At 60.5% G+C, this 15,997-nt stretch carries 21 protein-coding genes; 12 read left to right on the forward strand and 9 right to left on the reverse strand.

The genetic code is table 11. The features are described 5' to 3' along the window. Positions 1-45: 45 nt before the first annotated feature. On the forward strand, positions 46-234 hold the full coding sequence (locus ABIC75_RS00065) for a hypothetical protein (RefSeq protein ID WP_354011823.1): 189 nt from the start codon (positions 46-48) through the stop codon (positions 232-234). On the opposite strand, the gene ABIC75_RS00070 is transcribed toward ABIC75_RS00065, so the two are convergent. The 4 genes from ABIC75_RS00070 to ABIC75_RS00085 all read right to left on the reverse strand — a co-directional run bounded on the left by ABIC75_RS00070 (position 198) and on the right by ABIC75_RS00085 (position 2,822). Then, a complete protein-coding gene (locus tag ABIC75_RS00070) occupies positions 198-1,424 on the reverse strand; it encodes an acyltransferase family protein (RefSeq protein ID WP_354011824.1) in 1,227 nt (408 codons plus the stop codon). The genes ABIC75_RS00065 and ABIC75_RS00070 overlap by 37 nt on opposite strands. Before the next feature lie 116 nt (positions 1,425-1,540). Then, positions 1,541-1,864 carry a hypothetical protein gene (locus ABIC75_RS00075; RefSeq protein WP_354011825.1) on the reverse strand — a complete coding sequence of 108 codons (324 nt, stop codon included), beginning with the start codon at positions 1,862-1,864 and terminating at the stop codon, positions 1,541-1,543. Positions 1,865-1,901: 37 nt separating this feature from the next. Continuing rightward, complete coding sequence (locus tag ABIC75_RS00080; RefSeq protein ID WP_354011826.1) at positions 1,902-2,387, reverse strand: hypothetical protein; 486 nt, start codon at positions 2,385-2,387, stop codon at positions 1,902-1,904. A 93-nt stretch (positions 2,388-2,480) separates the two neighbouring features. After that, positions 2,481-2,822 carry a hypothetical protein gene (locus tag ABIC75_RS00085; RefSeq protein WP_354011827.1) on the reverse strand — a complete coding sequence of 114 codons (342 nt, stop codon included), beginning with the start codon at positions 2,820-2,822 and terminating at the stop codon, positions 2,481-2,483. Between the two features lie 490 nt (positions 2,823-3,312). Between ABIC75_RS00085 and ABIC75_RS00090 the strand changes: the two genes are divergently transcribed. After that, on the forward strand, positions 3,313-3,573 hold the full coding sequence (locus ABIC75_RS00090) for a hypothetical protein (RefSeq protein WP_354011828.1): 261 nt from the start codon (positions 3,313-3,315) through the stop codon (positions 3,571-3,573). Between the two features lie 196 nt (positions 3,574-3,769). Here the strand turns inward: ABIC75_RS00090 and ABIC75_RS00095 are convergent, their stop codons facing one another. Next, positions 3,770-3,949 (reverse strand): DUF3606 domain-containing protein, encoded by a 180-nt coding sequence (locus tag ABIC75_RS00095; RefSeq protein ID WP_354011829.1) that lies wholly within the window; start codon positions 3,947-3,949, stop codon positions 3,770-3,772. Between the two features lie 180 nt (positions 3,950-4,129). After that, positions 4,130-4,597, reverse strand: coding sequence for an Hsp20 family protein (locus ABIC75_RS00100; protein ID WP_354011830.1), 468 nt, complete (start codon positions 4,595-4,597; stop codon positions 4,130-4,132). 836 nt (positions 4,598-5,433) lie between these two features. On the opposite strand from ABIC75_RS00100, the gene ABIC75_RS00105 reads away from it, so the two are divergent. After that, positions 5,434-5,679, forward strand: a complete 246-nt coding sequence (locus ABIC75_RS00105) for a hypothetical protein (protein WP_354011831.1) — start codon at positions 5,434-5,436, stop codon at positions 5,677-5,679. Positions 5,680-6,252: 573 nt separating this feature from the next. On the opposite strand, the gene ABIC75_RS00110 is transcribed toward ABIC75_RS00105, so the two are convergent. Next, positions 6,253-6,924, reverse strand: a complete 672-nt coding sequence (locus tag ABIC75_RS00110; RefSeq protein WP_354011832.1) for a trypsin-like serine peptidase — start codon at positions 6,922-6,924, stop codon at positions 6,253-6,255. Positions 6,925-7,839: 915 nt separating this feature from the next. Between ABIC75_RS00110 and ABIC75_RS00115 the strand changes: the two genes are divergently transcribed. From ABIC75_RS00115 to ABIC75_RS00125, 3 genes are all read left to right on the forward strand, one after another. Beyond that, entirely contained in the window at positions 7,840-8,166 is a 327-nt protein-coding gene (locus ABIC75_RS00115) for a hypothetical protein (RefSeq protein WP_354011833.1), read from the forward strand. Between the two features lie 202 nt (positions 8,167-8,368). Continuing rightward, positions 8,369-8,599 carry a hypothetical protein gene (locus tag ABIC75_RS00120; protein ID WP_354011834.1) on the forward strand — a complete coding sequence of 77 codons (231 nt, stop codon included), beginning with the start codon at positions 8,369-8,371 and terminating at the stop codon, positions 8,597-8,599. An 84-nt stretch (positions 8,600-8,683) separates the two neighbouring features. After that, the gene (locus ABIC75_RS00125; protein WP_354011835.1) at positions 8,684-9,103 is read left to right on the forward strand and encodes a GFA family protein; all 420 of its coding nucleotides are present in this window, start codon (positions 8,684-8,686) and stop codon (positions 9,101-9,103) included. Positions 9,104-9,134: 31 nt separating this feature from the next. On the opposite strand, the gene ABIC75_RS00130 is transcribed toward ABIC75_RS00125, so the two are convergent. Continuing rightward, positions 9,135-9,302 (reverse strand): hypothetical protein, encoded by a 168-nt coding sequence (locus tag ABIC75_RS00130; protein ID WP_354011836.1) that lies wholly within the window; start codon positions 9,300-9,302, stop codon positions 9,135-9,137. 253 nt (positions 9,303-9,555) lie between these two features. On the opposite strand from ABIC75_RS00130, the gene ABIC75_RS00135 reads away from it, so the two are divergent. From ABIC75_RS00135 to asnB, 5 genes are all read left to right on the forward strand, one after another. Beyond that, on the forward strand, positions 9,556-9,834 hold the full coding sequence (locus ABIC75_RS00135) for a 2-hydroxyacyl-CoA dehydratase (RefSeq protein ID WP_354011837.1): 279 nt from the start codon (positions 9,556-9,558) through the stop codon (positions 9,832-9,834). A 62-nt stretch (positions 9,835-9,896) separates the two neighbouring features. Next, the gene (locus ABIC75_RS00140; RefSeq protein ID WP_354011838.1) at positions 9,897-10,835 is read left to right on the forward strand and encodes a TolB family protein; all 939 of its coding nucleotides are present in this window, start codon (positions 9,897-9,899) and stop codon (positions 10,833-10,835) included. Positions 10,836-10,971: 136 nt separating this feature from the next. After that, positions 10,972-11,364, forward strand: coding sequence for an STAS/SEC14 domain-containing protein (locus ABIC75_RS00145; RefSeq protein ID WP_354011839.1), 393 nt, complete (start codon positions 10,972-10,974; stop codon positions 11,362-11,364). 51 nt (positions 11,365-11,415) lie between these two features. Beyond that, the gene (locus ABIC75_RS00150) at positions 11,416-11,544 is read left to right on the forward strand and encodes a hypothetical protein (RefSeq protein WP_354011840.1); all 129 of its coding nucleotides are present in this window, start codon (positions 11,416-11,418) and stop codon (positions 11,542-11,544) included. A gap of 93 nt (positions 11,545-11,637) precedes the next feature. Continuing rightward, a complete protein-coding gene (gene asnB / locus ABIC75_RS00155) occupies positions 11,638-13,311 on the forward strand; it encodes an asparagine synthase B (RefSeq protein WP_354011841.1) in 1,674 nt (557 codons plus the stop codon). Positions 13,312-13,352: 41 nt separating this feature from the next. Here asnB and ABIC75_RS00160 read toward each other — a convergent pair whose 3' ends face one another. Then, positions 13,353-14,687 carry an aspartyl protease family protein gene (locus ABIC75_RS00160; protein ID WP_354011842.1) on the reverse strand — a complete coding sequence of 445 codons (1,335 nt, stop codon included), beginning with the start codon at positions 14,685-14,687 and terminating at the stop codon, positions 13,353-13,355. Between the two features lie 163 nt (positions 14,688-14,850). Between ABIC75_RS00160 and prfB the strand changes: the two genes are divergently transcribed. Next, positions 14,851-15,976 (forward strand): peptide chain release factor 2 gene (gene prfB, locus ABIC75_RS00165; RefSeq protein WP_354011843.1). Its coding sequence is split into 2 segments (ribosomal slippage): positions 14,851-14,925 and positions 14,927-15,976, totalling 1,125 coding nucleotides; the frame shifts between segments, so codons are not numbered across the junction. Positions 15,977-15,997 lie beyond the last annotated feature (21 nt).

The following is a 15,997-nucleotide window of genomic DNA, read 5'->3' on the forward strand; positions in this document are numbered from 1 at the left end:
AGCTAACGTGGCGATCGCAGGCTACTCCATCTGAGGAACACGGCCATGATCATCGTTCAGTTCTCCGATCTTTCGAAAGAAACCATCATCACCTTCTTTGCCGGACAACAGGAATCCGCTGTTTATCCAAACCTCGGAGAGGTGGATGCCAGTGATTGTCGGTGGATTGCATTCTTCAATGAGTTGCCGGAAGGCACTCAGGCGTTGCTGCCGGCACCTACACCTTCGTCATGAGGAGTAGCCATAACGCTAACGTCGCCACGCGCGGTTCCGCGATCCACAAGGTGCGTATCCGGGAAAACGCTTCTCGATAGGCGAATGCCGGTGCGATCGATGATTCGCTCAAAAGTATCGGCGATGACGAGCGATGCCAGGATGGCTATGCCTGCCGCCGCGGCAGTAGTCGCCTCGTAATCGAGATGCGACGAACGTTGAAGAAAGGAGAATGTTCCAGAGTAGATGCTGAATAACACTGTGATGTGAACTAGGTACAGAGAGTACGACACACGTCCAAGGAACTGCGCTGGACGACTTTGAAGTACCCGATCAAAGATTCCACACCGGACCACATATAGCAGTGCCACGGCGCCGAGCACATTAAACAGGTGCTTGCGTCCCCAATCGTTGATGGGTAACGCCGCGGCGTAGTTATACCGACCAGTGAAGTCAAAGCTGCCTGCATAGATCGCAATGATGAGCAGCAAACCGATGAGAAGGCGGCTGGAGGTGAGCTTGACTTGGCCGAGGTAGCTTCCAGCCAAGAATCCCATGTATAGCGGCCAGTCTTGGGGAAACCATAGGACTAGGGCTAATGTTGTGGTGGCTGCGGTGACGGCACCCGACCAGCCTTTCGGATTTATGGCTCGAAAGCCAAACACAAGCATCGATCCGATGAACTCAATCTTCATCGTCCAAAGGACAGGCGCGTAAGTTGACTTCCCCAGAAAAATTCCGCCATAGAGACCTTCACGCAATGCAGTGGCGATCGACACCGGTATGTCGTGGAACTGGTCCAGCCATCGAGAATGGGTCACCAGCTTCATGTCATCAGCGAAGTTGAACCCGGCGGCGTAGAAGCAATAGGCCAGTAGAGTGCTTCCGAGAATCGGAACGGAAAGGCGCAGGTATCGCCTCGCCGCGCGCACCTGCAGGCTAGCCATGCTTCCGGTATCGACGAATGACTTCGTCAACACATACCCACTCAGCACAAAAAACACACAGACGGCGAAATTACCGTTCCATAGGACGTTCAGGAAGGGGGCGCCAATGATGGCGTCAAGCTTGCTGGGTGTGGCATCCGCTGCTGCCGCCCCGGGATAGAGCCCTTCGAACGCTCGCGGGTAGCTAGAGATCAGCAGGTGGCATAACAATACGTTGAGCGCCGCCAAGCCACGCAGGCCATCCGCTGACCGATCCTTATTCATCACCACCGCCCATAGGCCGAACGAAGGGCTGAAGTATAAGGGAAGGGTGGCTTGCGAATATCATCAAGTGGAGGCGCAGTAGTGCCCCTCCACTCGGTCTAGTTCGAGAGCTTGGATTAGGATCCGGCCGCAATGATTGCGGCGCTGCAGGTGCCATCTGCAGCCTGCGTGTAATCGAGTCTGGAAATTGGCTTGCCCGCAGCCTGCGCGCTCAGGAGCACGGCGAGCATTGCTTTGCCTGAAGCAGTGGAGACATCAGGGATGTAGACGAGGCCGTACTGGCAGCTCACGCTTAGCGGCTCATTAAACACTACATAGCCTGGTCCGTTGTATTGGACGCCTACCTGCTGGATCGTCTTATTGTTATCGCTGGTCGCAAAGGCAGCCGAAACGGTCAGTAGCGCGGTCACGCCCGCGAGCATCATGTACTTCTTGTTCATGGTGTTTTCCTGTATTTGGATTTGCAAACTGAGGGGATCAGTCGCTCAGGAGCAGGTCTACGACCGAGCCTATGCTCGGGCGGTGCGCCGTGACTGTGAGAGTCGGCGACGAGGATCCGCTGTAGTCAGCATCGCCATCGAAGTGGGCGTAGATGTTTGCAACGGAAGGATTGCTTGCCGGGAACGTGAAGCTCACAGCGAGTGTCGACTCCGGCGCGACGCAAATCGTCGGGAGCACTGGGTCCCCGCTCGGGCCACATTGCGCGCCAGTAGAGTTACCTACAGCCGGATAGACGGTGCCGATTGCTTGGCCGTTGGCATAGAACTTCACGGCACCGGATCTCACCGACGGCGGTCCGAAGTAGACGATGTGCGTGCCGGTGAGGTGGGCCTGGATGATCGATGCCTTGCCGGGCTGGGGGGATCCAACGACTGATAGCGAGATGGCTGTTCCAGCAAACGCCGGTGATGCCATACACGCGAACGCAAGCAGCCCATAGAGGCTGCGAGGAACAATTTTCATGAGTATCTCCAAGAAAGCCAGGACGGCTGTGTCTTGCGGGACCGATCACCACATCGGTGTTTCGATGCATCCCGCTAGGGCGCCATCAAAGGACTATTGGCTGATTTCGACGAGGTTGGCAGTGCAACGGCCTGCCGTGTCGACGTCGTAGCTCACACGCGAAATCTTCAAGCCACTTGCTTGCGCGGCGAGCACCGTTGCGAACATCGATCGCTGGCCTGCATCGTTGGAGAGATTGTTGACGTAAATTACGCCGTAAAGGCAGTTGACCGAGAGCGGCTCTACAACTTTGAAGTAGCCGGTTCCGTACTGAACGGCCGTGCTCTGCAGAGTCTTGTTGGTATCGTCGGCCGCAATAGCCATTGTCGAAAAGGCAAACAGGGCCGCTGCGCAAGCGACCGAACGCAGAGATAACGCCAGATGCTTCGCTTCCATAAGGCAACCTTCCTTGATGAGCGCTCATCATTGAGCTCTGCCAACCTGCACGACTACTTGCTACCTAACAATCTGGATGAACGTGCTATCTCGCATGGCTAATCAGCCTTCGAAAAAAATGTGAACTGGCTCGCTGCAGAGACAGCGGCATTGTCGTTGAGCGAAGTCAATGTCGGGCATCAAGCGCTACTCGCGCTCAGCAGGCTACAACGTCGACCTAGCCACGCCTATTCCCTGTTCCTGCGAGCCCTGGTGCGCTGCGCTGGCGAGTGCGACTGCGAAGCCTGGAGAGTCGTGTTCTCGATCTTCTGCGATGAGGCTGGGTGCTTTCCCGAAACGAACGCCGAACTCGAGAAGGCCATATGGCGATACCGCGGTGATCCGAGTCAGCCGAAGTGATGGCGCTTGCGGGCCTTGACCATTCTTTTACCGCCAAAATTCTAAATTCACTCATCGCAGGGGCTGGTACTTTTTGCGAGGTGATTTTGCAATGGGCGACATCGTAGGGTTGCATCAGGGGATTCACTACGAGGCGACGTACCGCGAGCAGGGCGACTCAGCTCTCTGGAGCGCCACGTTGGCGCGCGGTAACGAACTGATGCTCGCCGAAGGATCCGTTTCAACCACTGGCACTGATGGCTTGGACGTTTCCGTGCTGGTCCATTTTGCCGTGCAGCGCCGGATTGAAGAGTTCTTCCAATGGATGCCGGCGGCCAGCGATCGGCCCAGGCAGTGGGCGAGCGGCGGATAAAAAGCGGGGCAGCCCGAGGATCACAGGCTGCCCCGGCGCCCGCCCATTGGCTACGACGGCGCAGGAGTTGTGGCCATAGGCCAGGAACGAACACCGAATGGGCGGGCGCGAACCAAGGCTATTTCAGCCCGGCTTAGCGCGCGGTCAGCGCATTGTCGAAACCATCATCACGGGGCGGCTCTCAACCGCCTGGCACTCACCGCTTGCCCAGAGCCTTAGCCACGTCCCTCGCCATGACACCGGCCCGCCTCACGGCGTCCTTGAGTTGCGCCTCTGTGACGTTCCATTTCTGGGTCCAGTAGCGGACCTCATAGTCCTCATTGACGTTTACGCGGTCGGCATCGCGCGGCCCCCGCTTGGTTGTGTCGTCTGACATGACAGTAGCCCTGCTAGTTGGGCCTCTACGAATCGCACGGCGTAGGTCATCGCGTAGTCAAGGTCATGCGACGGAGGTGTGGTCCGGCAAGCGGTACTCATGAAAAAGGGGCGGCAGCTTGCGGCCACCGCCCAAAATGCCAGGGAGTGAAACGGAGACGTGACTGCGTTGGGTGATTGCTTAGGCCGCTTGGGTCTCTAAGCGACGGGGCTCAGCCAACGCCTTATCGACCTTGCCAATGGGTATCTGGCGGGGTTTTAGCGCTTCGGGAATCTCGCGCTTGAGGTCAATCACGAGAAGCCCATCGCGCAGATCCGCAGAGACCACCTCCATGTGTTCTGCAAGCTCGAAGCGGCGGGTGAACGGCCGATTGGCGATCCCGCGATGCAGAACCTCGCCTACATGGTCCGTGCGGCGCTCGCCGCTGACGGTGAGCATGTTGTCCTGTAGCGATATCTGCAGGTCGTCGCGAGTGAACCCGGCAACGGCCATCGTGATTCGATACTGATCATCGCTGACCTTTACCGAATCGAAGGGCGGCCAGTTGTCCGGCGGCGGCGTCCGTGCCGCGCTCTCAAGGAGTTCGAAGACGCGTTCGAAGCCAATGCTTGAGCGGTGTAGTGGTGAAAAATCGAGCACAGTGCGCATAGCCATATCCTCTGGTAAGCAACATGGATTTGGGACTGTCGTCGCGCCGCTGGGCGCGGCCTCCGCCGATCCCGTAGCGATCGGCGGCGAAGAAAGATACTCATCGCCAAATGCTTGGCAAGGGGGGTGGTGGGCTCCGTTTAGCATCTATTTCTGTTGCCGAAACTGGCGGCGCCGGCAGAAGCTGGGCCCTCCCAAGCGCGACGGGTAGAGGACGCCCCCTCGGTACAGGCGAGGCCTATCCGACTGCGCGCATTCTTGCGCGGACCTAATCTGGTCCGGCACAAACAGCCTTCACAGGGGTAGGCTACTTGCAGGCGCTTACGACTTTTCGAAGCGAATACCCCTTGAGCACTACAGCTTCGGCAGCTATGCCGCGGCCTACGTTCGCCTGTGCGAGCCGTCGATTTTGGTTACAGACTTGATCTGGCCGTCTATTTCACATCGGCATACGGTCTAAAGGCTATGGTGGGACCCGCAGGGGCACTGGCTAGATAGGACCGACCCATGGGTGAAGTGATCGGAATCCATAGGAAAGTAGCTTACCGAGCCACTTACGAGGAAACGAAAGATCAGACACGGTGGTTCGCTTCTTTTAGTCGCGAAGACCAGCGCCATGAGGCGCACGGTGTGATTCGCGTCAACTGGACGGCTTTGCCGACCACAGAAGTGCGAGTGCATGCGACGATGCACCTCTACATCGAGACCCAGCTGTCTCGTTGGGCCGATGAGGACTCGCAACGGGATAGCGACGGGGCGGCCCACTTCCACAGGATAGGACCGCCCCGGCGCCCGCCTTCCGTGAGAACGTCCATCATGCTCAGCTCGGATGTCCTGTGAGCTATACGAGAGAGCAGCTGGCGGTAATCTTTGAGCATCTGGATACGGAGCTGCGCCGGCTCAAATCGGCCGGGCGGCCCGAAGAAGAGCTCTGGGATGCCTTTGAGCGCCTGGTCCACATGCCATCAATCGCAATCGACCATCGGGACCGCCTGTGGTGGTGGGAGCAGGTATATTCCGCGATGGAGCTCCACGGGCTGACAGGGCTCAGCCGCAACCGCCTTTCGCAGGATTTTACCTAGATCACCGACCCGATTGCCTGCCGGGCAAACATGCGGCTCTGATCGTGGCAGGTCGCCTCGATGATCGCGGCCAACTAGCGACCGCTTTCGTAGATTCTTCGTAGAGATATCGAGACTCTGCCCGCCGTATAGCGCAAAACGGAAGCCAAATGCATCGCGTTTGCTGGAGTGAGCTTCGTCGTAACCGCTAAGTGTGCCAGGCTAGCAAGTGCTTCGAGATCAACCACAGTGTCGCAAGCGCGTTTCCAATCCTGATCAGTGAGACGAAAGCGCTCAATCTCTCACCAAGATCGCATTTTATCGGCTGCATCTTTCGCCGCCGCATACATAGTTGACGCGAGTGGCCTCGGCAGCGTGTCTTGGGCGATGGCTTCCTGAGAGAGCTCGCATAGAGCTTTTGCCACGGCATGCGCATGACTGACAGGGTCCATCAGGCGGTCTTCCGTTTTGGCGTCTTGAGAAGGCTCGAACTAGGGTTGCTCCAGATTTGGACGCTAGCAAGACGGTCTAAAGGCCTATTCGCAATTACGTAGCGCCCTTCGGTGGTGAATCAAAGGCTCGCGGCGACGTCGATCACCTGCCAAGCGCCTTAGAGCTGGAATGTACGCCTATGAGTTCGCCATCACTGGCGCGAAAAATGCCTCCTCCACTGTCACCCGCAGCGTGGGGCGTTGTTCCGTTGGCAACGCTGAAGACCTGATATTTGACGCTGGCGATGGTTGACGTCCCTTGCCTGTACTGGCCATCCGAGTGGGCCGGCACGTCGGCACCGCCTTGGCGCGTTGCAAACGCATCGATACCTCGGCCAAAGACAATCACTTGCTGGCCAATGTCCTTGGGGTATATGCCAAATGTGTCCAGTTGCCTCTGCACGCCAACGGTTGAACCGTGAACGGTGAATGGCCGGTCGGTCTGCACGATCGCTATGTCGGCGGGTCTGAACCGGATGATCTGCATTCCCTTATGGGATTGGCCGCCGCCAAAGTTGGCGGAGACGGTGATTGAGCCAGGCGACACGGCTGCCCCCGCGTTTTCGACGCAATGAGCGGCCGTAATAACCCAATCGTTTCGAATCAAGGTTCCGCTGCAACCGGGAAGTGTCACCAGGCCGAACTTTTCCTGATCGGCCAGTGAAGTGAGCGTCGGACTTACAAGGGGTTCCCGCGTCTGGCCGATGGTCTGTGCCTTCGCAGTACAGAAAATTGCGGCAACTGCAATCGCTAGTCCTATAGCTTTGAAGCGCATGCTTGCTCTCCTTGATGGGACGCCTTCGGCCATCCATCTCCCGTGGCCGCGTGCGCCGAAAGAATGTGCGACGGCAAGCTACGCTAGTCACCGGGCGAGTCCATTCGCTGGACGGCATAAGTCTTCGGGTGTAGCGGTAACACCAGGAAATTGCCGTGTCGCCATGGGCGTGTTTGCTTAAGTATCGAACGAAGGGCGGATTTAAATGCCGCCAGCGTCCACGCTGCGAGCGGGTTTGTTCGTCGTCCGATTTTTCGACAGCTCGTGCCTGTGACAGTCATTGATCGGCTCATCGAGAATCTCCAGCGTGGCGCCGAGATTCCGCGATCGGGTTGCGGTCAAGCCACCCCCTGAAGCGAATAGATCGGTGTGTTGGCATGCGAACGGATTCACGCCGATACGTCCCGCAGAACCAAGCCGACTGCTGTGAGTTTGTGAAAAAACGACTCTGAGCCTTTTCTCTTTCTCTTATCGAACTGTCTTCGACAGCGAGTCAGGGCTGGGCGCGTTTTTCCTTTTTAGGCAAGAGATGTCCGCCTTACAGGGAACAGTCTTTCCCTATTTATGCTGGCCTGACATGTGATCTTGATAGTAGGAATTGTCTGATGTTTGCGAGATGTGGCCGTACCTACTATGGCTCTGCCGATTCAAAGAGGAAGTCGAGCGACCAAACGCAAAAGCGTTGATCTGCTCGCTGGATCGGCCGGCCCCAGGGACGGGGCCACCCTTCCTTTCCGCTAGGTGCCGCGATGCTCGCTGGTGTGTGCCTGACGCTTCTGGTTGTGCTGGCCATTGATCGCCCTCTGCTGCGCGCAGTGGAGAAGCGCCATCGGCTTCGCGAGCTGCGAAAGCATCAACAGCAAATTCGAGATGGCGCCTCGCGGTTTCCGTAAGCGAGTTCATTGTGGTTGCCGCATGACGAATCGTACGAATCCGCCCCACGGCCGGGGGCTCCTGGTCATCTTCTGCATTGAAATCCTGGTTGCCACGGCAACTCTCATTGTCGACTTCACCATCACGCATGGCGATGGCTGGCAGGACATGTCGCGATTCATGGCGGCCTTCATACTGACCGTTGTTCTTGTGACAACGTCATTCATCTGCCTGGTATTCGGCGTGGTGGAACGAGCCATGAGTCGACAAAGGGCGGAGGCTCCGCTGGGCATGCTGAATGTGGCGTGCATCCTTCACGCAACACTGATGGCATCGAGCGTGGTCGCAATGACCGTGTGGAGCAGTTGAGCGGCGTTCGTCCCAGCTTTTAGTTGCCGAAGGGGGCGGATCCCGGTGTATCGGGAAGGAAATCGCCGCCGCTGGCACGCTCCTTGATTCTCTCCTGAGCAAGAAAACAACAGCGTTGTCCCCGCACTGAGTTTCGTACCCGCGAAGCACCGCCTTGTCTCGCGGTTGGGTACGGCTGTGCTTCCCACAAGCGGTTGCTGCCATGGAAATGAATTTCACGTTGATTGATGAGCAGGGCGAGCCTGTCGAGGTCTTTTGCGAGGTCTTCGAGCGGGGCGAGGCCGTGTATTGGCGGGCGTGGCTGTATGGTTTTGCCACGCTGCTGGAGACGCTGGATGGCCATGCGGCCGATGAAGCGGCCATTGCGGGGCATATCCAGGCGGAAATCATGCTGCGAGGCATTCGCGCACATGCTGACGGTGAGGGGCAGTAACTGACCCATTGCATCGCAGGCCGCCAATACGGCCCGGTATGGCTCCGCTAAGATCAGCCGAGCGCAGGGGCGAGGAGCGGGGCGATGGGTTCGACGGAAACCGGCCGGCTATTGGCGGGCCAGTGTTATTGCGGCGCGGTGCGCTATCAGGTGCACGATGCCTTTGTGTACGCCGCCAACTGCCATTGTTCGCAATGTCGCCGCACCACGGGTTCGGCGTTCAAGCCGTTCGCTGGCATCGAGCGCGAGAAGCTGGCGGTGGTGCAGGGCGCGAACGGGCTGCTGATCGTGGGTGAACCCGATGGTCACGACGCGCATTGCGCGGCCTGCGGTTCGCTGCTTTATTCCGTGGTGCGTGATGGCGCCTTTGTGCACGTGGCCATGGGCACGTTGGTGGATGCGCCTTCCATCCGCCCCAACAAGCACATCTTCGTGGGCTCGAAGGCGCCGTGGTTCGAGATTACCGACGATCTGCCGCAATACCTGGAATTTCCCAACGGATAGAAAGAACCCCGCCGCGGCGGGGTTTCTCGTGTCAGGCACGGAGTGCGGAGGACTGAAGCCGGTGTCGATAAGCCGCTTCCGTTTCCGTGTAGAGGCCGGACCACGGGTCCAGCACATAGCCCTCGGCGGGCTCCGGCGATACGCGCCTGGCGTCGTGTTCCGCGCTGGCAATCGGCGCATCAAGGGTCATCGGATCCATATGCACTCCTGTGGGTTGTCGCGTGGAAGGTCAGCCTATCGAGCGGGTCGTTCGTGTGCGGTTAAAGCAAACGCGGATTTCGGCGAACGCAATTCTTATGAAATTCCTAGGAATCGAGCGCCATTTGACGTTCTCATGACGATGCCGTCGCGTGGCCGTCGCCGTATGAAGGTCTTGCGGCAGCGCAGGTTTCCACGACCTTGAAATGACGTGCGACAATGCCCGCCCCGCATCGCCGCGACCCTTTCTTGCGATGGCTATCCAAAAAGACGCTTATCGGCAGTTCCAGGAAGAACTGGCCGCTCTGGACAAGGAACAGCAGGCGCGTCGCCACGATGCCAACGAAAAGCCCATGGAGCGCGCTCGGCGCGAGTTCCTTGCGTTGCGTGAGCGCTACCACTTGAGCGTGGCCGACGTGGTGGCTTTTTTCCCGGAAGAGGAAGGCATTGCGTATCTGCAGAGCCTGATTGCCGCGGCCGAGTCGGCTCCGCGCAAGCGTCGTGTCAGCCGGAAAGCGTCGTCGCCGGACTGAGCACACTTTGCCCGCGCTCGCTGGGGCGCTAGCATCCGGCACTCCTTTCACGAGGTATCGGAATGCTGCGCTACGCGTTCGTTGCCGTGCTCGCTTTTGTCTGTGCGGATGCCGCCGCGCAGGATGTTACGCCGACCATCTTCGCGCCCGGTGTGATCTCGGGGCCCTTGCACGATAGCGCGCCGGCTTTCACGCCGGACGGGCGCACCGTGTATTTCACGCGCAGCGAGGGCACGAATTCGAGCATTCTCGTCAGCCATCTCGATCATGGGCGTTGGTCCGCGCCGGTCACCGCGCCGTTCTCCGGACAATGGAGCGACATGGAGCCGGCCATGTCACCCGACGGGCGTTTCCTCGTGTTCGTTTCCAATCGACCGAAGACGCCTGGCGGCAAGCCGCTCGATGGATTCTTCATGGGCCGCAGTTTTCCGGAGCATGGCGGCAACCTGTGGAAGGTAGTGTGGGAGAACGGCAAGTGGAGCGCGCCCGTGCGCTTGCCCGACGTGGTGAACCGCAGCGATTCCACCTTCGCGCCCAGCGTGGCGGCCGATGGCAGTCTTTATTTCATGCATCCGGCGGCCGATCCCAAACACTTCCAGGTGTTCCGTGCGAGCTGGCATCGCAACGGTTACGACGAGCCACAGGCGTTGCCTTTCAGCGATGGCCACGTCACCGATGTCGATCCTGCGGTGGCGCCCGATGAATCGTTCGTGGTGTTTGGTTCAAGCCGTTCGCCGGCGCGGCAGATCGATCTGTTCATCGTGTTTCGCGACAACGGCGAATGGGGCACGCCGATTCATCTCGGCAACGGCGTGAACAGCGCCGGTTCCGATGCCGAGGCGCGACTGAGTCCCGATCATCAGACGCTTTATTTCGCCAGCGACCGGATGGCGGATATTGCGCCCGGTACCGTTCGTGCCGACTGGGACAACGGCAAGTACAACATCTGGCACATTCCGTTGGCACCTTGGCTGGACGCGCACGCGCAGGCGAAGCCGTAGGCGCCTTCGCCTGGGCTGCGGCGCTTGCTGCACCCGCGCCTACTTACGTAGCGCGCGCCGGGTTTTGTTGCAGCGATGACGCCTCCGTAACAAACCTTTTGCGATACAGACGTCCATAACCCACGGGACGTCGATCATGATCGAACAGATTCCAGGATTGCCGGCAGGCGCGCTGGGGTTTCGCGCGAGCGGGCAGGTCACCGCCACGGATTACTCGCAGGTGCTGGTGCCGGATATCGAAGCGGCTTTCGCCATCAACCGGAAGCTGCGCCTGCTTTATCACGTCGGTCCCGACTTCACCGGTTTCGATGCCGGCGCCATGTGGGAAGACGCGCAGCTGGGCTTTCGCCATTTCAGCGGATGGGATCGGGTGGCGCTGGTCACCGACGTGCCCTGGATGCGCGTGACGGCGACGGCCATGGGGTTCGCCGTGCCGGCGGAGTTGAAGCTGTTCCACAACGCGCAGTTCGACGAGGCCATGGCGTGGATCAGCGAGCCGCGGCCGGTCGATGACGATGGGAACAAATGAAACCTTTTGTCGTGCTTGTCAGCCGGCGCGACATGTGATGAAGTCAGGACTATGTTCAGCATCCACGCCAACCTCGTCGCCATGACCGCCGCTTCCGCGTCGGCGACCGAGCATGCGCGCGCGCTGAACAATAACAACGCCAATAACAATACCCGCAACCACGGGTGGGCCGGCGTGTAAGCAGCAGCAACACATTACACACGCAAAAAGGCCCGCTCGCAGCGGGCCTTTTTGTTTTTCCGTCACGTGAAAGGCAAATCAGGAATCCAAGTCATGTGTTCGATCTTCGGCATGTTCGATCTGCAGCCCGGCGATGATCTGGCCGCGCTACGCCAGCAGGCGCTGGAGCTTTCCCAACGCCAGCGTCATCGTGGTCCGGACTGGAGCGGCGTCTTCGTGGATGCGGGGGTGATCCTCGTGCACGAGCGCCTGGCCATCGTCGATCCGGCCAGCGGCGCGCAGCCGCTGCGCTCGCGCGATGGTGCGCTGGCCCTGGCCGTGAACGGGGAGATCTACAACCATCGCGATCTTCGCGCATCCAGCGCTTACGACTTCACCACGGGCTCCGATTGCGAAGTGATCAACGCGTTGTATCGAGAGCACGAATCGCCAGTGGCGTGGGTGTCCAAGCTCAATGGCATCTTTGCCTTTGCGCTGTGGGACAGCATCGAGTCGCGCTACATCATTGCCCGCGATCCCATCGGCGTGTGTCCGCTCTACTGGGGGCACGATGGCGAAGGGCGCTTGTGCGTGGCGTCGGAAATGAAGTCGCTGATTGGCCTGTGCACCGACGTGGCGCCGTTTCCTCCCGGGCACGTGTACGACAGCGCGGATGGCGAACTGCGCCGTTATTACCGGAAGCCGTGGCGGGACTATGCGCACACACAAGGCCATGACGTGCCGCTGCCCGAGCTGCGCCACGCCTTCGAGCAGGCCGTGCATCGCCAGCTCATGACCGACGTGCCGTACGGCGTGTTGTTGTCCGGCGGCCTGGATTCGTCATTGGTCGCCGCGTGCGCCGCGCGCTTCGCCCGTCATCGCGTGGAAGACGACGACCGCGCCGAGGCATGGTGGCCCCGCCTGCATTCCTTCGCCATCGGCCTGGAAGGTTCGCCCGATCTGGCTGCCGCGCAGATTGCCGCCGATGCGCTGGGCACGGTGCATCACGGTTTTGTGTACACCTTCTGGGAAGGCCTGGACGCGCTGCCGGAAGTGATTCGCCATATCGAGACCTACGACGTCACCACCATTCGCGCTTCCACGCCGATGTACTTGCTCGCGCGACGCATCAAGGCGATGGGCGTGAAGATGGTGCTGTCGGGTGAAGGCTCGGATGAAATCTTTGGCGGCTACCTGTATTTCCACAAGGCGCCATCGGCCGAAGCCTTCCATGAAGAAACCGTGCGCAAGCTCGATGCGTTGCACAGCTACGACTGCCTGCGCGCCAACAAGTCGATGATGGCGTGGGGTGTGGAAGCGCGCGTGCCGTTCCTGGACCTGGAATTCCTCGACGTGGCGATGGGCATGGATGCGCGTCACAAGATGGCGGGGCAGGGGCGTATCGAGAAAGCCGTGTTGCGCGAGGCCTTCCAGGGCGCGCTGCCCGACGACATCCTGTGGCGCCAGAAAGAGCAGTTCAGCGACGGCGTGGGCTACGGCTGGATCGACGGCCTCAAGGCGCATGCCGAGCAGGCGGTGAGCGATCGCGAGTTTGCCGCGGCGGCCACGCGCTTTCCGCACAACCCGCCGGCTACCAAGGAAGCGTATTTGTATCGGCGCATCTTCGAGCGCTTCTATCCGGGTCAGGCGTGCGCGGAAACGGTGCCGGGCGGAAAGTCGATCGCGTGTTCCTCGCCCGCGGCGCTAGCGTGGGACCCGTCATTCGCGGCAGCGGCCGATCCGTCGGGACGCGCCGTGCGCGGCGTGCATCAGCAGGCGTTGGTGTGATGCGTGTGGCGACTGCCGGTGCGCGGCAGTCGCCATGGCGTTCAGCGCAAATCGGGATGCAGCAGGAAGCACTGGCGCTGGTGGCGGAAGTCGAGCAGGAAGTCCATGTCGCGCAAGGCGCCCGCGCCCAGGGTGATCGGGTGCTTGATGTTGTCCGCATCGGTGTAGACCTCGAAGGTCATGTCGAAGGGCTGGTTGGCGATGGTGAGCTTGACCTTGGCGGCGTCGGCATTGACGAAAGCATGGCTACCGCCGATGTCTTTCATGCTTGTTTTCATGCGGTGCAGCGGAGTGACTTCGTCCAGCGCGGCACGCGTGCCGATCAAATAGCTCTGCGCCCCGGTATCGAGCATCACCGATTGTGGCGTGTCGTTCACCAGCAACTGCGGATAGAGTCGAAGGCTGTTGCCCCAGAGGGCGGTGCTCACTCTCATGGGCGTATCGCACGCGGGCACAAGTGAATCCTTGCCGTAGATCTGGATGTCGCTCTGGGTGATCTTCAGCGTGCCCAGCGGTGCCACCAGGTTGCCGCCGATCAGCACGATGGGGCGCGGCACCACCGTCACCGGCACGTTGTGCAGGGTGATGCTGCCGATCGCCAGCGTGTCGAGTCGCCCGGCCTGGGTGGGCACGTCCTTGGCCAGCCATCCGTTGACGTGGCCTTGCCTGTCGAGTGGCGTGACGCCCAGGCGTTCGGCGTCTTCCTGGCCCAGGATCATGTCGCTGGCGCCGGTGTCGAGCATGGCCTCCACCTCGTGGCCATTGGCGGACACGGTGAAACGGGGAATGGTGGATACCTCTTCACGCATTGGTTTCGACTTCGCCCTCGGCTCCAGTTTCAGCGTCACGTCGCCGGCAGGCATGTCGTAAGAGAGCGCTGGCTGCCCGGCAATGCCATTGAGGTAGGCCTGCATGTTGTCGAGTCGCTTGTCCACGCCGTGGCCGCGGAATCGCGCGATTAGCTCGCTTTCGGCCTGGTGGGAATCAGCCCAGCGACCGGCCAGTTGGAGGTTGCCGACGCGGAACTGGCCGCACGAGAGGGCGATGCCCGGGCGCACGTCGATCAGCGCGTTCTCGCAGGTGCTGGCGTCGGCACTGGCGGCGTCGAGGTTGAAGCGCACGCGTTCCAAGGCCATGGCCGACCAGACATGGATCACCGGGTCCTGGCTTTCCTTGTAGAGCCTGGTCAGCGCCTCCGCATCGGCCGATTGCATGGCCTTCAGGATGGCCTGCAGGTCGGTGTTCTCCTGTGCCGCGCCTTCGCTGCCGGGCAGCGCAGGGCGGGTGTCGCCCGTGGCGCCGCTGGCCACGCTTGAGACGGCCGCGAGCAGCATGCCCGCCAGACCCGTCCACCCACGCGAGTGCTTGTTCCCCATGCGCCGTTCCCTGTCGCGATGCGATTCCCATGGCACGCGGTGAAGCCGTGCCGCCGCTGCATGTGAACGCGTATTCACCGTGACGGTTTACGTCAACGCCGCGTACCGGCTGGCGGAGCACCTCTGTTATCCTAGAGGGCTGAATATCCGGAACCGAAACCAGATGATCGAGACCAATCCGATCCTTGCGCAGATCGCGGACCTCAAGGGCCGCGTCGAGTCGCTTAGGGGGTATCTTTGACTACGCCACCAAGCGTGAGCGTCTCGAAGAAGTAAGCCGCGAACTGGAAAGCCCCACCGTGTGGGACGACCCGCCGCGCGCGCAGGAACTGGGCCGCGAACGCGCCCGCCTGGACACCATCGTCAGCGGCATCGACACGTTGACGGCCGGTCTCACCGATGCCGGCGAGTTGCTGGACATGGCCGCCGCCGACAACGACGAGGACACCGCCAACTCGGTGGTCGCCGACCTGGCCGGCCTCGAAGCCAAGGTGGCCAAGCTGGAATTCCAGCGCATGTTCTCCGGCAAGATGGACGCCAACAACGCCTTCGTGGATATCCAGGCTGGCGCCGGCGGCACTGAAGCGCAGGACTGGGCCGAAATCCTGCTGCGCATGTACCTGCGCTGGGCCGAATCGCGCGGCTGGAAAACCGAGCTGCTGGAAGTCTCCGGTGGCGAAGTGGCCGGCATCAAGTCCGCCACGTTCCGCGTGGAAGGCGACTACGCCTATGGCTGGCTCAAGACCGAGATCGGCGTGCACCGCCTGGTGCGCAAGAGCCCGTTCGACTCGGACAACCGCCGCCACACCAGCTTCACCTCGGTGTTCGTGTCGCCGGAAGTGGATGACGATATCGACATCGAGATCAATCCGGCTGACTTGCGCACCGACGTGTATCGCTCGTCCGGCGCAGGTGGTCAGCACGTCAACAAGACCGAGTCGGCGGTGCGTATCACGCATATTCCGACCAACACGGTCGTGGCCTGCCAGACCGAGCGCAGCCAGCACGCCAACCGCGACCGCGCCATGAAAATGCTCGCGGCCAAGTTGTACGAGTTGGAACTGCAAAAGCGCAATGCCGAGAAGGATGCACTGGAAGCCTCCAAGTCCGACATCGGCTGGGGCAGCCAGATCCGCAACTACGTGCTGGACCAGAGCCGCATCAAGGATCTGCGCACCGGCATCGAGCGCTCGGATACGCAGAAGGTGCTGGATGGCGATCTCGATGAGTTCATCGAGGCGAGCCTCAAGTCCGGCCTGGATGCGGGTGCCAAGCGCGTGGATGCCTGACCGAGCGTCATCGAGACTGCC

The organism is Dyella japonica, assembly GCF_040545895.1.
In the GTDB taxonomy this organism is placed as follows: Bacteria; Pseudomonadota; Gammaproteobacteria; order Xanthomonadales; family Rhodanobacteraceae; genus Dyella; species Dyella japonica_D.

Bases quoted from the DNA above. Each gene is read 5' to 3' on its own strand.
- ABIC75_RS00130 (WP_354011836.1), bottom strand. From the start codon at position 9,302: ATGGATCCGATGACCCTTGATGCGCCGATTGCCAGCGCGGAACACGAC.
- asnB (WP_354011841.1), top strand. From the start codon at position 11,638: ATGTGTTCGATCTTCGGCATGTTCGATCTGCAGCCCGGCGATGATCTG.
- ABIC75_RS00145 (WP_354011839.1), top strand. From the start codon at position 10,972: ATGATCGAACAGATTCCAGGATTGCCGGCAGGCGCGCTGGGGTTTCGC.
- ABIC75_RS00065 (WP_354011823.1), top strand. From the start codon at position 46: ATGATCATCGTTCAGTTCTCCGATCTTTCGAAAGAAACCATCATCACC.
- ABIC75_RS00115 (WP_354011833.1), top strand. From the start codon at position 7,840: ATGACGAATCGTACGAATCCGCCCCACGGCCGGGGGCTCCTGGTCATC.
- ABIC75_RS00080 (WP_354011826.1), bottom strand. From the start codon at position 2,387: ATGAAAATTGTTCCTCGCAGCCTCTATGGGCTGCTTGCGTTCGCGTGT.
- ABIC75_RS00100 (WP_354011830.1), bottom strand. From the start codon at position 4,597: ATGCGCACTGTGCTCGATTTTTCACCACTACACCGCTCAAGCATTGGC.
- ABIC75_RS00135 (WP_354011837.1), top strand. From the start codon at position 9,556: ATGGCTATCCAAAAAGACGCTTATCGGCAGTTCCAGGAAGAACTGGCC.
- ABIC75_RS00075 (WP_354011825.1), bottom strand. From the start codon at position 1,864: ATGAACAAGAAGTACATGATGCTCGCGGGCGTGACCGCGCTACTGACC.
- ABIC75_RS00160 (WP_354011842.1), bottom strand. From the start codon at position 14,687: ATGGGGAACAAGCACTCGCGTGGGTGGACGGGTCTGGCGGGCATGCTG.
- ABIC75_RS00120 (WP_354011834.1), top strand. From the start codon at position 8,369: ATGGAAATGAATTTCACGTTGATTGATGAGCAGGGCGAGCCTGTCGAG.
- ABIC75_RS00090 (WP_354011828.1), top strand. From the start codon at position 3,313: ATGGGCGACATCGTAGGGTTGCATCAGGGGATTCACTACGAGGCGACG.
- ABIC75_RS00125 (WP_354011835.1), top strand. From the start codon at position 8,684: ATGGGTTCGACGGAAACCGGCCGGCTATTGGCGGGCCAGTGTTATTGC.
- ABIC75_RS00070 (WP_354011824.1), bottom strand. From the start codon at position 1,424: ATGAATAAGGATCGGTCAGCGGATGGCCTGCGTGGCTTGGCGGCGCTC.
- ABIC75_RS00095 (WP_354011829.1), bottom strand. From the start codon at position 3,949: ATGTCAGACGACACAACCAAGCGGGGGCCGCGCGATGCCGACCGCGTA.
- ABIC75_RS00085 (WP_354011827.1), bottom strand. From the start codon at position 2,822: ATGGAAGCGAAGCATCTGGCGTTATCTCTGCGTTCGGTCGCTTGCGCA.
- ABIC75_RS00140 (WP_354011838.1), top strand. From the start codon at position 9,897: ATGCTGCGCTACGCGTTCGTTGCCGTGCTCGCTTTTGTCTGTGCGGAT.
- ABIC75_RS00150 (WP_354011840.1), top strand. From the start codon at position 11,416: ATGTTCAGCATCCACGCCAACCTCGTCGCCATGACCGCCGCTTCCGCG.
- ABIC75_RS00110 (WP_354011832.1), bottom strand. From the start codon at position 6,924: ATGCGCTTCAAAGCTATAGGACTAGCGATTGCAGTTGCCGCAATTTTC.